We start from the raw sequence: 14,163 nt of genomic DNA, 5'->3' as shown, positions 1-14,163 counted from the left end.
AGACAGCCTATGCGCATCGCCGTCATCGGGTCCGGAATTTCGGGTCTTTCCGCCGCCTGGCTGCTGAACCGCGATCACGAGGTCACCGTGTTCGAGGCCGCTGACCGGCTCGGAGGCCATAGCAACACCGTCGAAGTCGACTATGACGGCACCCCGATTCCGGTGGATACCGGCTTCATCGTCTATAACGAGCGCACCTATCCGAACCTGATCGCACTGTTCGCCGAGCTCGGTGTCGCCACCGAGAGGAGCGACATGTCCTTTGCCGTCTCGGTGGATGGGGGCAGGCTCGAATACGAAGGCTCCTTCGCCGGTTTCACCGCCCAGCCGGCCAACCTGATGAGCGCGCGCTACTGGCGGATGATCCGCGACCTGGTCCGGTTCTACCGCACCGCCCCGTCCCTGCTTCTGGGGCCGGCGAACGACGACTCCCCCACCCTTGGCGAATACCTGACGCGGGAAGGCTACGGCCCCGGCTTCATCGAGGACCACCTGCTGCCCATGGCCGCCGCGATCTGGTCCTGCCCGGTGGAGACGATGCTGACCTTTCCGGCGCGCTCCTTCGTGCGGTTCTTCTGCAATCACGGCCTGCTCGACTTCGCCGCCCGACCGCAATGGCACACGGTGACCGGCGGGTCGCGGGAGTATGTGCGGCGGATCTCCGAACCCTTCGCGTCACGGATCCGGCTGTCCACGCCGGTGCGGCGGATCCGGCGGGACAGCTTCGGCGTCGACGTGGTGACCGACAGCGGAAGCGAGCGCTTCGACGAGGTGGTGATCGCCACCCATGGCGACGCCGCCCTGGCCATGCTGGATCAGCCCGATCCCCGGGAACGCTCGATCCTCGGCTGCTTCTCCTACCAGAAGAACACCGCGATCCTGCACCGCGACGCGGCGCTGATGCCGCGGCGCAAGCGGCTCTGGGCGTCCTGGAACTACCTGTCGGCGAGTAGCGACGGCGGGCGAGACGTCGCCGTCTCCTACTGGATGAACCGGTTGCAGAACATCGACCGGCGGTATCCGCTCTTCGTCAGCCTCAACCCGTTGACCGAGCCGGATCCGGCCAGCGTCTTCGCCCGGGTCGAGTACGACCATCCGGTCTTCGACACCGCCGCGATCGGCGCCCAGGGACTTCTGCCGGAGATCCAGGGCCGGCACCGGACCTGGTTCTGCGGCAGCTATTGCGGCTGGGGCTTCCACGAGGACGGCCTGCGGGCCGGCATCGCGGTGGCCAAGGCGCTCGGCAGCACGCCGCCCTGGGCGGAGACGGTCGAGCCGGCGGACGGCATGCCGCTGTCCGCGACGCCCCGGTCCGTCGAAGCCGCCGACTGAGGACACGCGATGACCGCTCGCCGCTCCGCCCTCTATCTCGGCAAGGTGATGCATTGTCGCCTCGCCCCGAAGCGTCACCGTTTCCGATACCGGGTCGCCTCGCTGCTGGTCGATCTGGACGAGCTTGCGGATCTGGACCGGGGCCTGCGGGTCTTCTCGGTGGATCGCGCGAACCTGTTCTCCTTCCATCAGCGCGACCACGGTCCGCGCGACGGCGCCGCGCTCAAGCCGTGGGTCGAGGCCGTCTTCGCCGACCAGGGCAGCGCCATTCCCGGCGGCCGGGTGCTGTGCTTCTGCATCCCCCGCACCCTGGGCTACGCCTTCAATCCGCTGACGGTGTACTGGGGCTACCGGGCCGACGGATCGCTCGCCGGGGTGCTCTACGAGGTGAAGAACACCTTCGGCGACCAGCACTGCTACTTCGTGCCCGCCGGGCCGGACCACGTGCCCGGCGAACCGCTGGTCCAGGAGGCGGAGAAGCTGCTCTATGTCTCGCCGTTCTTCGACGTTGCCGGCGGCTACCGTTTCCGCACCGGCGAGCCGTCGGACACTCTGGGGCTGCTGATCCGCCTCGTCGGCCCGGACGGCGCCGACCGTATGATCGCGACCCACAGGGCCGAGCGCCGCGCCTTGAACGACGGCGCCCTGTTGGCCACGTTAATCACGCATCCGCTGAATACGATCAAGGTGATCGCCGGGATTCATTGGGAAGCGCTTCGGCTCTGGTCGAAAAAGGCGAAGTTTCATTCCCGACCGGCGCCGCCGGATGACCCCGTGTCGCGCGGCACCGCGCGGCACACACACGCGCGGCCGGCGAAGGCCGCCTAGAAGCAACAGCGCCAGACAAGAGGGAAGTCGCACCGATGTCCGACACCGCCGTGTCCACACCGCTTGCTCAGTTCGACCTCAGCGGGCTCGATGCCTGGACCCGCCGTGGCATGTCCCTGCTGACCCGCCTTGCCGTCGGCCGGCTGACCGTCCAGTTCCCGGACGGCCGGCAGCTCACCTTCGAGGGCCGCGAGCCGGGTCCCTCGGCCACGGTCCGCCTGAAGGACACCGGCGTGGTCCGCCGGTTCATGATGGGCGGCGACCTGGGCTTCGCCGAGGCCTTCATCGAGGACGAGGCCGAGAGCCCCGACCTGACCGCCCTGGTCGAGCTGTTCTGCCGTAACAAGGCGGCGATCGAGCATCACACCCGCGCCCACCCGCTGGCCAAGCTGCTGCGCCGGGCCATCCATGTGCTGAACCGGAACTCCCGCAGCGGCGCGCGGCGCAACATCAGCTACCACTACGACCTGGGCAACGCGTTCTACGAGCGCTGGCTCGACCCCAGCATGACCTACTCCGCCGCCCTGTTCGACGGCACCCAGCAGGACCTGGAGGCGGCGCAGCAGGCCAAGTACCACCGGCTGGCCCGGGACCTCGACCTGCAGCCCGGTCAGAGCGTGCTGGAGATCGGCTGCGGCTGGGGCGGGTTCGCCGAGGTGGCGGCCCGCGACTACGGCGCGCGGGTCCACGGCGTCACCCTGTCGACCGAGCAGCTCGCCTATGCACGCGATCGCGCGGCCGCGGCCGGGCTCAGCGATCGGATCACCGTCGAGCTGTGCGACTACCGCGACGTGCGGGGTAGCTACGACGCGGTCGCCTCCATCGAGATGTTCGAGGCGGTCGGCGAGAAATACTGGCCGGCCTTCTTCCAGACCGTGACGAACCGGTTGACGGCCGGCGGCCGGGCGGCGCTGCAGATCATCACCATCGAACCGGACTCCTTCGACGACTACCGGCGCAACCCGGATTTCATCCAGCGCTACATCTTCCCAGGCGGCATGCTGCCGACCCGCGAGCACGTGATCGACCATGCCGCCCAGGTTGGGCTGACCCCGCAGGACGAGCGGGCGTTCGGGCTGGACTACGCCCGTACCCTGGCCGAGTGGCGCGACCGGTTCCTGAACACCTGGCCGGAGATCGCCGGTCTCGGCTTCGACGAGCGTTTCAAGCGGATGTGGCTCTACTACCTCGCCTATTGCGAGGGCGGGTTCCGCTCCGGAAACATCGACGTCCGGCATTTCGCGTTCCAGCGTGGCTGATGACGCCCGGCCCGCGGGCGTCGGCGGGAGCCTGTCGCCCGCCCGGTTGATCGCCTATGGCCTGCCGGGACTGCCGGTCGGCGCGCTCGGCGTGCCGCTCTTCATCTTCCTGCCGACCTTCTACTCCCAGGAGGTCGGCCTCTCCCTGGCGACGGTGGGGACCATCCTGCTGGCCGCGCGGTTGTGGGACGTGGTGACCGATCCGGTGATCGGCGCGCTGTCGGACCGCACGCGGAGCCGGTTCGGACGGCGCCGGCCCTGGATGATCGCCGCCGTCCCGCTGGTCATGCTGGCGGTCTGGATGGTGTTCCGCCCGCCGGAGGACGCCGGCGCCTGGCATCTGCTGGGCTGGAGCCTGGCGCTCTATCTCGGCTGGACCATGATCCAACTACCCCACGGCGCCTGGGGGGCCGAGCTGTCCGACGACTACGACGAGCGCAGCCGCATCGCCGGATCCCGCGAGGCCTGCGTGGTCATCGGCACGCTGCTTGCCGCCGGCACGCCGGTGTTCCTGGGAATCGACGGCGACGTGCGCCCGGGGACGGCGCTGGGCGCCCTCGCCATCGCGCTGATGCTGGTGCTGCCGGCAACCATCGCCGCCGCGGCCTCCGTCGTGCCCGACCATCGAACCGCCGCGCCGAATCCGCTTCCCTGGTCGGAATCCCGGCGCCTGCTGCTGCGCAACCGCCCGTTCCTGCGGCTGATCGTGGCCTATTTGATCAACGGGCTCGCCAACGGCCTGCCCGCGACCCTGTTCCTGCTCTTCGTCGAGCACGTGCTGGCCGCGCCGGAGAAACAGGGACTGCTGCTCTTCGTCTACTTCCTGTGCGGCATCCTCGGCGTCCCCTTCTGGCTGCTTGTGGCACGCCGGCTGGGCAAGCACAGGACCTGGTGCACCGCCATGATCCTGAACGCGGCCATCTTCGCCTTCGTCCCGCTGCTCGGCGCCGGCGACGCGACAATCTTTCTGGCGATCTGCGTGGCGACCGGCCTCTGCCTCGGCGCCGACCTGACCCTGCCGAGCGCGATCCAGGCGGACGTGGTGGACGTGGACACCGCACGGGGCGGCGGCCGGCGGACCGGGCTTTACTTCGCCTTCTGGGGCATGGCGACGAAGCTGGCCCTGGCGCTGGCGGTGGGCATCGCGTTCGGCCTGCTGGACGTCGCCGGCTTCGAGGCGGCCGGAACCAACGCGGAGGGGCCGCTGCTGGTCCTGGCCCTGCTCTATGGCGGACTGCCGGTGCTGCTCAAGGCGGTGGCGATCGCCCTGATGTGGCGCTTCCCCCTCGATCGCGACGCCCATGCTCATCTGCGCATCGAGATCCTGCGTAAAGAGACTGAAAATAAGGCTGGAGGCTGATCCATGTTCCACCGAATCGCGTATGCAGTATCGGTTCTCCTGATATTGGGGGGGTGTCAGTCAATGCAGATCGACGATTTCAAAGGAACCACGCCGACGCTTGTTCTGGAGGAGTATTTCGCGGGCAAGACCAAGGCCTGGGGCATCTTCGAGGACCGGTTCGGCAATCTGCGGCGCCAGTTCGTCGTGGACATCACGGGCGAATGGGACGGAACAACGCTCACGCTGGACGAGCGCTTCGACTACGCCGACGGCGAGAAGGACCAGCGGGTCTGGCGGATCGAGAAGGTCGGCGAGAACAGCTATGTCGGGCGGGCCAGCGACGTCATCGGCACCGCGGAGGGACAGACCGAGGGGTCGGCCTTCAGCTGGACCTACGAGATGGAACTCAACATCCAGGGCCATGACGTGAAGGTCCGGTTCGACGACTGGATGTTCCTGCAGCCGGACGGCGTGATGGTGAACCGGGCCCATGTCACGAAATTCGGCATCGAACTCGGCACCGTGACCCTGTTCTTCCAGAAGCGGAACGCCCAGAAGGCCGATACCGACGAGGACCGGGAGGCGGCTTAATATCTAGCCCTCCTCGTCATCCCGGCGGAGGAAGAGAGCTAAACCGCCAGCCTGCCCCGCACCCAGCGGATCAGCGCGCCCAGCACCGGTACGCGCGCATAGACCTGAGAGCCGGCGTCCCAGTGATCGATATGGGCCACCACACGCCCGTCCGGTCCGAAGACGACCTCCGACATCCCGTCGATCGTCATCGCCCGCCCGCGCAGACCGAAATCGAACCGCCAGCGGATATAGCCCGCCATGTCTCCCGCGGCCCGGTCGAGGATGGTGAAGCGCGGGTTCTCAAGGGTCGCGTACATGTGCCGGTACACGTCCTTGAACCTCTCCAGGCCATGCAGGTCGTTGAAGGGGTCCACGAACCGCACATCCGGGTCGCAGACATCGTCGAACACGTCGAGCCGGTCCGGCCCCATCAGCTCATAGGCGGCAAGATAGGCATCCAGGTTGCGTCGGCCGTCGATCATCCCCGAACCCCCCTCATTTCCGGGTTCCCTTGCGGACCATCGGGAAATACAGCGCATAGGGCAGAGCCGACATGGCCTTGACCAGCCAGGTGAAACGCTTGGGGAAGGTGATCTCGAAACCGCCGCCCTCCATGCCCTTCACCATCGCCTCGGCCGCATCCTCCACCTTCATCAGGAAAGGCATGGAAAACTCGTTCCGGTCGGTCAGCGGCGTGCGCACGAATCCGGGGCAGACGAGCTGCGTCTTCACGCCCCATTCGTCCAGATCGAACTTCATGGACTCCGTGAAGTTGATCAGCCCGGCCTTGGTCGCGCCATAGCCGGCGGCGGTCGGCAGTCCACCATAGCCGGCGACGCTGGCGACAACCACCAGATGGCCGGCGCGGCGCTGCTTGAAGCCCGGCAGGACGGCCGCCGTGGCATGGACCACGCCCATCAGGTTGACTTCCACCAGGGTGCGGAAATCCTCCGGTTTGAAGTCGTCGGCCGAGGTCGGGATGTGGGTGCCCGCGGCCAGGATTGCCCGGTCGATCGGCCCGATCTCGGCTTCGATACGGGCCACGGCCGCCCTTGTCGCCTCCGGGTCGGTGACGTCGACCGCGACGCCGGTGATCCGTCCGGCCGGTCCCTCAGCCGCCAGTTCGTCCAGCGCCTCCTGCCGCCGCGCGGAGCCGACAACGCGCCAGCCGTCGCGTGCCATCTGCAGGGCAACCGCCCGGCCGATGCCGGAACTGGCGCCGGTGATCCAGACTGTCCGTTCGCTCATCGCATCCGCCTTTCAGCTCAAGGTCTCAAGAAATGTCTCGGCGCGCTCCAGGATCGCGTCGCGCCTCTCGGCGTCGAACCGATCCCAGGTGCGGTAGATCATCGCCATCCGCCGGTTGTCCCGCAGGCGGTCGCCGTGGCGATGCAGAAACCGCCAGTACAACGCATTGAAGGGGCACGCGTTCTCCCCTTCCGTCTCCGTCACGTCGAAACGGCAGTGCCGGCAGTAATCGGACATCCGGTCGATGTACTTGCCCGACGCCGCATAGGGCTTGGAGCCGAGCATGCCGCCATCGGCATGCAGCACCATTCCATGGGTGTTGGGAAGCTGCACCCACTCGAACGCGTCGGCGTAGACCGCAAGGTACCAGTCGTTCACCTCGACCGGGTCGGCGCCGATCAGCAGCGCGAAGCAGCCGGTCACCATCAGCCGTTGGATGTGATGGGCATAGGCCTCGCGCCGGGTCTGGCCGATCACCTCGGCAAGACAGCGCATGTCGGTCTCGCCGCTCCAGTAGAAGCCCGGCAGTGGCCGGTCGGCACTGAAGGCGTTCGTGTCGGCGTAGTCCGGCATGGCGTGCCAGTAGATGCCGCGCACGTATTCCCGCCAGCCGAGGATCTGGCGGATGAACCCTTCCGCCGCGTTCAGGGGAGCCGCACCGTCGCGATAGGCCGCCTCGACCCGTTCGATCACCTCGCGCGGCCGCAGCAATCCGATGTTCAAGGCCGGCGAGATCAGCGAATGGAACAGAAACGGCTCGCCCACCGCCATGGCGTCCTGATAGTCGCCGAACCGCGCGAGTCCGTGCTCCACGAACCGGTCGAGCAGGTCGAGCGCCTGCTCGCGGGTGACCGGAAAGCGAAAGCCGTCCAGATCGCCGAAATTATCCGCGAACCGGTCGGCGACCAGGGCAAGAACCTCCTCGGTGACCGCATCCGGCGCATACCCCTCGAAGCCCGGCGCCCGCAGCCCCTTCGGCAGCGACTTGCGGTTCTCCTTGTCGAAGTTCCATTCCCCGCCGGCCGGAGCCCTACCGTCCATCAGGATGCCGGTGCGCTTGCGCATCTCGCGATAGAAATGCTCCATGCGGAAGGTCTTGCGCCCCTCGGCCCAGGCGGAGAAGGTGTCGCGGGAACACAGGAAGCGATCGTCGGCCCGGATCTCCACCGCCACGCCCAGCGCCGTCTCCCAGGCCTTCATGTCCTGCTCGACCCGCCATTCGCCCGGTTCCGTCACCACGACACGGTCGGGCCCATGGCGTTTGACCGCCCGGGCGAGTTCGCCGGTGAAGCTGCCGGTGTTGTCCCGATCATCGAGGCGCACGTAGTCGACCGCCACGCCGTCTGCCTCCAGCCCGGCCGCGAAATGACGCATGGCGGAGAGGATCAGGGCGATCTTCTTGGGGTGGTGCGGGACATAGGTCGCCTCGTCCGCCACCTCCACCATCAGAACCACGTCCGCGTCCGGGTCGAGATCCGTCAGGCTGGAGAGTGCCCGGTCAAGCTGGTCGCCGAGGACGAAGCGCAGGACCGTCACGCGGTCCCCGGCGGCGGCAGCGCGATGCCGGTCGACAGGGGCGAGCCGAACTGCCCCTCGTCCTCCGGCGCCGGCGCGACCCGTGTGTACTCCATGAAGCCGCCCTTGATGGTGAAGGCCATCTTCTGCCAGACCCGGTCCGCGTCGTACCAGAAGTCCAGGTCGATATCTCCGCGCATGGCGAAGCGGTCGGCCTCCACCGGCCGGCCCATCGCCTCGATCCGTTCGCTGCCGACCTTGGCGATGTCGAATTCCAGGATCCGTCCGAGCTGGCTGTCCAGCATGCGGGAGGAGTCCGTGAAGCGCGGGTGCCAGTAGCTCGACGGCAGGATGTCCGCCGGCGCCGTCACCGGCCCCTCCATCCCCTCCACGTCGAAGCCGCCCGGCACGGCACGGCCTTTGACCTGCTGCGCGTCGCCGTTGTCGTTGGTCACCGTCTCGAGCCGCACCAGACGGCCGTCGCGCCAGGTCTCGCGGGACCGGTGCTCGTAGCGGTAGACGGGGATGAAGGCCAACGACACCATGAACCCGATGAAGACATCGACCTGCAGGTCCTGCCCCACGGGGCGGTAGCGCTCCATCACATGGCCGATCGGGTTGCCGTCGCGCGTCACCTGGAACTTGAGGATGCTGGGATAGGCGGAGGCGAGCGACGGCGCCGCCATCGCATCGGACCCACCCCAGAGCGTCGCCGCCCCGGTGGCCGCCAAGCCACCGAGGACCGCGCGGCGGGAGAACGGCCGCCGAGAAAACGGCCGATGGGTATGTGGACGGGAGATAGTGCCGCTCATGCTGATCTCTTTGCCGGTCTGCGCCCCCTGGCTTCGCGCCTGTCTACGGTACGCGGCAAGGAACGGATCACCCGTGTGACGGTTGCCCGGGTGGTGGGATGGGGGGCGCTGCGCTATATCTTGGGGAGCAGACACACGAACGGATCCGAGGCCGGTGAGCAGCTTTCCCCATAGCGACCATGATCACGACCGCTGCGTCGCCGATGCCCTGTCCTCGGCCGAGATCGTGTGCATGCAGCGCGGTGCCCGGCTGACGGACCTGCGCCGCCGGGTGCTGGAGCTGATCTGGGACAGCCACGCGCCGATCGGCGCCTATGACCTGATCGACAAGCTAAGCCGGGCCCGCGCCGATGACGGCGCGGACGGCCGCGTCGCGCCGCCGACCGTGTACCGCGCCCTGGAATTCCTCATCGAGCAGGGGCTGGTCCATCGGATCGAAAGCCTGAACGCCTTCGTCGGCTGCGCGGAGCCCGAGCGGCCGCATCGCGGCTACTTCCTGATCTGCCAGAGCTGCGGCGCCGCGCATGAGCTGGCCGGCGGCGCGCTGGACCGGGAACTGCGGAACTACGCCGACGGTCTGGATTTCCAGGTCAAGCGGATCACCATCGAGGTGGCCGGGCTCTGCGCGGATTGCCGCGAGCCGGCCACCGCCTAGACAAGCCCACGACCAGACAACAAGCCTCTCACGGGAGCCTCCCATGCCCGACGATACAGCCCCTCCCTCCCCGCTGGAGCGGATGCCGGTCTCCATCCTCACCGGCTTTCTCGGCAGCGGTAAGACCACCCTGCTGAAGGCGCTGCTGGCCCATCCGGGGATGAACCGGGTGGCGGTGATCATCAACGAGTTCGGCGAGATCGGCCTCGACCACACGCTGATCGAGAGCGTGGACGAGGACGCCATCCTGCTGAATTCGGGCTGCCTGTGCTGCACCGTGCGCGGCGACCTGCTGGACACCATGAAGTCGCTGTACAAGCGCCGGGCCAAGGGCGAGGTGGCGGATTTCGACCGGATCGTGATCGAGACGACCGGCCTGGCCGATCCGGCGCCGATCCTGCATACCATGATGTCCGACGGCTTCCTGGTCACCCGCTTCACCCTGGACGGGGTGGTCACCGTGGTCGACGCGGTCAACGCCATGACCCAGTTCGATCGCCAGTTCGAGAGCGTGAAACAGGCGGCGGTCGCCGACCGGGTTGTGCTGACCAAGACCGACCTGATCCCCGAGGAGGCCGCCCAGGCGGTCGAGCAGCGGATCACGGCGATCAATCCCGCCGCCCCGGTGCTGCGGGTGATCAGCGGCGACATCGACCCCGCCGAGCTGTTCAACGCCGGCCTGTACAACCCGATGACCAAATCCTCCGATGTGCAGCGCTGGCTGAAGGAGGAGGCCTATCGGGACACCGAGGGCCACGTCTATCACCGCCCCGGGGAACAAGAGTCCGAGGACGGACACCATCATCATGATCACGGGCACGACCATAGCCACGACCATGCCCACGGCCATCACCATCACGACGTGAACCGGCACGACGACCACATCCGGGCGTTCTGCCTGACCTTCGACGAGCCGTTTCCGTGGAATAAGATCGCGCCGGCCCTGGACATGCTGGTCCAGACCCACGGCGCCAACCTGCTGCGGATGAAGGGCATTCTGAACGTCGTGGAGATCGACCAGCCGGTGGTGGTGCACGCGGTGCAGCACCTGTTCCACCCGCCGGCCAAGCTCGACGCCTGGCCCGACGACGACCGCCGCTCCAAGCTGGTGATCATCGCCCGCGACATGGAACAGGATCAGATGACCCGGATCTTCAACAGCTACCTGGCGCTGGAGTTCGCGTAAGCGGGCGGATCACTTCCCCGGCACGAACCCGGCGGTGCCCATGATGGCGATGCCGCCGCTGTCCGGCACCGGGCGGGCCTGGATCAGGATCCGGCGGCGCCAGCCGTCGCCCTGGTCGAGCGAGTAGGAGGCGCGGAACTCCCCGCTCTGCTTGGTCTCGAAAAGATCCTGAGTGAAGCCGAGGGCGTCCTTGGAGAACCAGAATCCGACCTGGTCGCGCAGGTTATCGATGTCGTTGTACTTAGAGACCACGAAGCAATGGTCCGGCCGGTCCGAGGCGACCAGCACGTCGTGCTGGGTGTTGTACTTCCATACCCGGCCCGGCTGGCCCTGCAGCCACTGCTCGGCCAGCTCGTCCGGCAGTTCGATCATGCCCTCGGTGACGATCGGGGTCTGGTTATGGGCGGCCGGCATGCAGCGGGTCAGGAAGGCCTCCAGGAACGTCCGGTTATGGGCCACCCCCCGGTCGTCGGCAACGGCGGCCGCCGCTCCTAGTCCGAGCCAAAGTCCCAACAGGCACAGCAGCAGCTTACGCATCGCGGTCACACTTCCTCGCTCAGGTTCCCGGCATCACCAGGTACAGCACCAGCGGCAGCGAGACGAAGCTGAACAGGGTGGACAGCACCACCGCCCCGGCCAAGGTTTCCGGCGAGCGACCGTAACGCAAAGCGAACAGGTAGGTGAACACCGCCACCGGCAGGGACGACTGGATGATCAGCACCCCGGCCATGACCGGCGGCAGGTCGAAGGCCCAGGCGGTCGCCGTGCCGATGCCGAATCCCATCACCATGCGGGTCACCGCCACCGCCAGGCTCTCGCCGAGCGAGGAGATCCGCAGTTGGGCGATGGACACGCCGAGCGCGATCAGCATCACCGGAATGGTCACGCCGGACAGCAGCTGCGTGGTCTTGGCGATCGGCTCCGGCACGGTGATCTCGAAGCTCATGACCATCAGGGCCAGGACCAGCGCATAGGCCACCGGCGAGGTCAGCAGCAGGCGGAACGACGCCTTGCCGGCGGCGATCGCCACGCCGACGGTGAACTGCAGGACGATCATCACCGCGAAGAACGACACCGCCGACGCCAGCCCCGCCTCTCCGAACGCGAACAGGCAGACCGGCAGGCCGATATTGCCGCAGTTGGGAAACATCAGCGCCGGCAGGAAGGCCGCCTTGGAGAACCCGGCGATCATCAGCCAGATCAGCCCGACCACCGCGAAACCGGCGATCGCCGTCAGGGAGGCCGCCGCCATCAGCCCGAAATCGCCCAGCGACACATCCAGCCGCGTCAGGGTGTCGAACACGATGCAGGGCGTGCCGATATTGACCGTGAGCCCCGTCACCGTCTCGCTGTCGAACGGCCGGTCCATGCGCCGCCAGACCCAGCCGATCGCCGCGCAGGCGAAAACCGGTGAGACGAGCGCGAGTAGGTCGAGCAGGATCAAGCGGGGCGTCTCCGGTGCGGGTGGCCCGTGACCGGGCAATCGGTGTTATGTAGCGGAGCCGGGGGGCGCCGTCACGCCATCGCCTTCGCACCTGCAAGATGACCCGCGCCTCCGGGCACGACTGCCGTTCCGCGCGGCCCCTTGTCAAACGCCGGCGGCTGCGGCACCTGTGCGGCAACCAATAAGACACATCAGGAGAGGCGCATGATCTTCTACGAGCCGGGACAGCACAAAGAGCACGGGTTCAGCCACGATCCGTTCAAGGCCTTCGTCAGCCCGCGCCCGATCGGCTGGATCGGTTCGATCGACGATCAGGGCCGCACCAACCTCGCGCCCTACAGTTTCTTCAACGCCATGGCCTCGAACCCGCCCCAGGTGGTGTTCGGTACCGGCAGCCGGCCTGACGGCAGCAAGAAGGACAGCCAGCTCAACATCGAGCAGACCGGGCAGTTCACCCTCAGCATCGTCGGCCATGCGCTGAAGGACGACATGAACGCCAGTTCGGCCGCCCTGCCCCATGGCGAGAGCGAGTTCGAGACGGCCGGAATCGAGGGTGCCGCCTCGCGCCTGGTCAAGCCGCTCTGGGTCGCCAAGGCGCCGATCGCGTTCGAATGCGTCTACCGGCAGACGATCGAGATGGAATGCTGGGACGCCTCCCATAAGAACTACATGCTGATCGGCACGGTGATCGGAATCCACGTGTCCGAGGACGTGGTGGTCGACGGCAAGGCGGACGTCACCAAGTGGCAGCCGGTCTCGCGGCTGGGCTATTACGACTACGCCACGGTGACCGAGGTGTTCGAGATGTTCCGCCCGGAAGGCGCGCCGCGCCCGACCTGAGGGGGGGGGGTGAGTTCCCTCCTGCTCTGACCCTCCCATCATCCTCAGAGCACTCCCCGGATTTATTCCGGGGAGTGCGTTATGGCTGGTGGTTTGGGGTAAGGCCCCTAAACCTTCAGCACCAGCTTGCCGGTCACCGAGCGGGCCGACAGTGCCGCCAGGGCGTCGCGGGCCTTCTCCAGCGGATAGGTCTCGCTCACCAGCGGCTTGATCTTCCCCGCCGCGTGCAGGTCGAACAGCGCCTTGAAATTGGCCGCGTCCACGTCCGGCTCGTTGCGGCGGAACTGGCCCCAGAACACGCCGACCACAGCACAGCCCTTCAGTAGGGTCAGGTTCGCCGGCACCTGCGGAATCTCGCCGCTGGCGAATCCCACCACCAGATAGCGCCCGTTCCACGCCATCGAACGCAAGCTCGGCTGCAGCAGGTCGCCGCCGACCGGGTCGTAGACCACGTCGACCCCGCGTCCGCCGGTGATCTCCTTCAGCCGGTCGCGGAAGCCCTCCTTGGCATAGTTCACGACCTCGTCGGCGCCCTGCGCCTGGGCCACGGCGAGCTTCTCGGCCGTGCTGGCCGCGGCGATCACCTTCGCCCCCAGCGCCTTGGCGATCTGGATCGCCGCCACGCCGACCCCGCCCGACGCGCCGAGCACCAGCAGGGTCTCGCCCGGCTGGATCGCCGCGCGCTGCACCAGCGCGTGATAGGACGTGCCGTAGGTGATGGCGAAACCGGCCGCCGTGACCTCGTCCATGCTCTCCGGACGCCGCAGCAGCCGGTCCGGAGTGGTGACGATCTCCTCGGCGAAACCGCCCCAGGTCGTCGTGGCGATCACCGGATCGCCCACCGCGAACTCGGTCACGTCCGACGCCACCTCGACCACCGTGCCGGCGACCTCGCCGCCGGGAGAGAACGGCGGTTCCGGCTTGAACTGGTATTTGCCCTGGGTGATCAGGACGTCCGGAAAGTTCACCCCGCAGGCGGCGACCTTGAGGCGGACCTGCCCGGCCTCCAGTGGTGCGGATCCCACCTCCTCGACCACGAGATCGTCGATCGAGCCATAGGCCTTGCACAGCACGGCGCGCATGTCTTTCTCCCTGATGATGCTTGTTTGTCTTGGCTTGAGCGGCGGCA

15 protein-coding genes are annotated in these 14,163 nt (G+C 67.4%); 8 read left to right on the top strand and 7 right to left on the bottom strand.

Annotation, left to right across the window (positions count from 1 at the left end):
* Nucleotides 1-9 precede the first annotated feature (9 nt).
* From G578_RS0108860 to G578_RS25495, 5 genes are read left to right on the top strand one after another with little or no spacing between them, the layout of a single operon-like run.
* On the top strand, nucleotides 10-1,332 hold the full coding sequence (locus G578_RS0108860) for an NAD(P)/FAD-dependent oxidoreductase (RefSeq protein ID WP_028793925.1): 1,323 nt from the start codon (nucleotides 10-12) through the stop codon (nucleotides 1,330-1,332).
* Between the two features lie 9 nt (nucleotides 1,333-1,341).
* The gene (locus tag G578_RS25500; protein WP_051244394.1) at nucleotides 1,342-2,160 is read left to right on the top strand and encodes a DUF1365 domain-containing protein; all 819 of its coding nucleotides are present in this window, start codon (nucleotides 1,342-1,344) and stop codon (nucleotides 2,158-2,160) included.
* Nucleotides 2,161-2,195: 35 nt separating this feature from the next.
* Nucleotides 2,196-3,419 (top strand): SAM-dependent methyltransferase, encoded by a 1,224-nt coding sequence (locus tag G578_RS0108850; protein ID WP_028793924.1) that lies wholly within the window; start codon nucleotides 2,196-2,198, stop codon nucleotides 3,417-3,419.
* Nucleotides 3,412-4,779, top strand: coding sequence for an MFS transporter (locus G578_RS0108845; RefSeq protein ID WP_051244391.1), 1,368 nt, complete (start codon nucleotides 3,412-3,414; stop codon nucleotides 4,777-4,779). The genes G578_RS0108850 and G578_RS0108845 overlap by 8 nt, the downstream gene beginning before the upstream one ends.
* Nucleotides 4,780-4,782: 3 nt before the next feature.
* Nucleotides 4,783-5,352: a DUF3833 domain-containing protein gene (locus tag G578_RS25495; RefSeq protein ID WP_084618777.1), complete on the top strand. Its 570-nt coding sequence runs from the start codon at nucleotides 4,783-4,785 to the stop codon at nucleotides 5,350-5,352.
* A 38-nt stretch (nucleotides 5,353-5,390) separates the two neighbouring features.
* On the opposite strand, the gene G578_RS0108835 is transcribed toward G578_RS25495, so the two are convergent.
* From G578_RS0108835 to G578_RS0108820, 4 genes are read right to left on the bottom strand one after another with little or no spacing between them, the layout of a single operon-like run.
* Nucleotides 5,391-5,816 (bottom strand): nuclear transport factor 2 family protein, encoded by a 426-nt coding sequence (locus tag G578_RS0108835; protein WP_028793922.1) that lies wholly within the window; start codon nucleotides 5,814-5,816, stop codon nucleotides 5,391-5,393.
* 13 nt (nucleotides 5,817-5,829) lie between these two features.
* Nucleotides 5,830-6,582, bottom strand: a complete 753-nt coding sequence (locus tag G578_RS0108830) for an SDR family NAD(P)-dependent oxidoreductase (RefSeq protein WP_028793921.1) — start codon at nucleotides 6,580-6,582, stop codon at nucleotides 5,830-5,832.
* A 12-nt stretch (nucleotides 6,583-6,594) separates the two neighbouring features.
* Nucleotides 6,595-8,118 carry a cryptochrome/photolyase family protein gene (locus G578_RS0108825; protein ID WP_028793920.1) on the bottom strand — a complete coding sequence of 508 codons (1,524 nt, stop codon included), beginning with the start codon at nucleotides 8,116-8,118 and terminating at the stop codon, nucleotides 6,595-6,597.
* On the bottom strand, nucleotides 8,115-8,909 hold the full coding sequence (locus G578_RS0108820) for a DUF6134 family protein (protein ID WP_156907242.1): 795 nt from the start codon (nucleotides 8,907-8,909) through the stop codon (nucleotides 8,115-8,117). The genes G578_RS0108825 and G578_RS0108820 overlap by 4 nt, the downstream gene beginning before the upstream one ends.
* A 154-nt stretch (nucleotides 8,910-9,063) precedes the next feature.
* Here G578_RS0108820 and G578_RS0108815 point away from each other — a divergent pair, with 154 nt between their 5' ends.
* Both G578_RS0108815 and G578_RS0108810 read left to right on the top strand, forming a co-directional pair.
* On the top strand, nucleotides 9,064-9,564 hold the full coding sequence (locus G578_RS0108815; protein ID WP_028793918.1) for a transcriptional repressor: 501 nt from the start codon (nucleotides 9,064-9,066) through the stop codon (nucleotides 9,562-9,564).
* Nucleotides 9,565-9,607: 43 nt separating this feature from the next.
* Nucleotides 9,608-10,750, top strand: a complete 1,143-nt coding sequence (locus tag G578_RS0108810; RefSeq protein ID WP_028793917.1) for a CobW family GTP-binding protein — start codon at nucleotides 9,608-9,610, stop codon at nucleotides 10,748-10,750.
* A 9-nt stretch (nucleotides 10,751-10,759) separates the two neighbouring features.
* Here the strand turns inward: G578_RS0108810 and G578_RS0108805 are convergent, their stop codons facing one another.
* Entirely contained in the window at nucleotides 10,760-11,287 is a 528-nt protein-coding gene (locus G578_RS0108805) for a hypothetical protein (RefSeq protein WP_156907241.1), read from the bottom strand.
* 19 nt (nucleotides 11,288-11,306) lie between these two features.
* Nucleotides 11,307-12,194 carry an AEC family transporter gene (locus tag G578_RS0108800; RefSeq protein ID WP_051244386.1) on the bottom strand — a complete coding sequence of 296 codons (888 nt, stop codon included), beginning with the start codon at nucleotides 12,192-12,194 and terminating at the stop codon, nucleotides 11,307-11,309.
* A 204-nt stretch (nucleotides 12,195-12,398) separates the two neighbouring features.
* Here G578_RS0108800 and G578_RS0108795 point away from each other — a divergent pair, with 204 nt between their 5' ends.
* Nucleotides 12,399-13,034, top strand: a complete 636-nt coding sequence (locus G578_RS0108795) for a flavin reductase family protein (RefSeq protein ID WP_051244383.1) — start codon at nucleotides 12,399-12,401, stop codon at nucleotides 13,032-13,034.
* A 107-nt stretch (nucleotides 13,035-13,141) separates the two neighbouring features.
* On the opposite strand, the gene G578_RS0108790 is transcribed toward G578_RS0108795, so the two are convergent.
* Nucleotides 13,142-14,116, bottom strand: coding sequence for an NADPH:quinone oxidoreductase family protein (locus G578_RS0108790; protein ID WP_028793913.1), 975 nt, complete (start codon nucleotides 14,114-14,116; stop codon nucleotides 13,142-13,144).
* Between the last annotated feature and the right edge of the window lie 47 nt (nucleotides 14,117-14,163).

It is taken from the genome of Thalassobaculum salexigens DSM 19539 (assembly GCF_000423805.1).
Classification (GTDB): Bacteria; Pseudomonadota; Alphaproteobacteria; order Thalassobaculales; family Thalassobaculaceae; genus Thalassobaculum; species Thalassobaculum litoreum.
The sequence above is the reverse complement of the archived record's forward strand: the minus strand, read 5'-3'. Positions and strand labels throughout refer to the sequence as shown.

Bases quoted from the DNA above. Each gene is read 5' to 3' on its own strand.
- G578_RS0108860 (WP_028793925.1), top strand. From the start codon at position 10: ATGCGCATCGCCGTCATCGGGTCCGGAATTTCGGGTCTTTCCGCCGCC.
- G578_RS0108810 (WP_028793917.1), top strand. From the start codon at position 9,608: ATGCCCGACGATACAGCCCCTCCCTCCCCGCTGGAGCGGATGCCGGTC.
- G578_RS0108790 (WP_028793913.1), bottom strand. From the start codon at position 14,116: ATGCGCGCCGTGCTGTGCAAGGCCTATGGCTCGATCGACGATCTCGTG.
- G578_RS0108820 (WP_156907242.1), bottom strand. From the start codon at position 8,909: ATGAGCGGCACTATCTCCCGTCCACATACCCATCGGCCGTTTTCTCGG.
- G578_RS0108830 (WP_028793921.1), bottom strand. From the start codon at position 6,582: ATGAGCGAACGGACAGTCTGGATCACCGGCGCCAGTTCCGGCATCGGC.
- G578_RS25500 (WP_051244394.1), top strand. From the start codon at position 1,342: ATGACCGCTCGCCGCTCCGCCCTCTATCTCGGCAAGGTGATGCATTGT.
- G578_RS0108805 (WP_156907241.1), bottom strand. From the start codon at position 11,287: ATGCGTAAGCTGCTGCTGTGCCTGTTGGGACTTTGGCTCGGACTAGGA.
- G578_RS0108795 (WP_051244383.1), top strand. From the start codon at position 12,399: ATGATCTTCTACGAGCCGGGACAGCACAAAGAGCACGGGTTCAGCCAC.
- G578_RS0108835 (WP_028793922.1), bottom strand. From the start codon at position 5,816: ATGATCGACGGCCGACGCAACCTGGATGCCTATCTTGCCGCCTATGAG.
- G578_RS0108850 (WP_028793924.1), top strand. From the start codon at position 2,196: ATGTCCGACACCGCCGTGTCCACACCGCTTGCTCAGTTCGACCTCAGC.
- G578_RS25495 (WP_084618777.1), top strand. From the start codon at position 4,783: ATGTTCCACCGAATCGCGTATGCAGTATCGGTTCTCCTGATATTGGGG.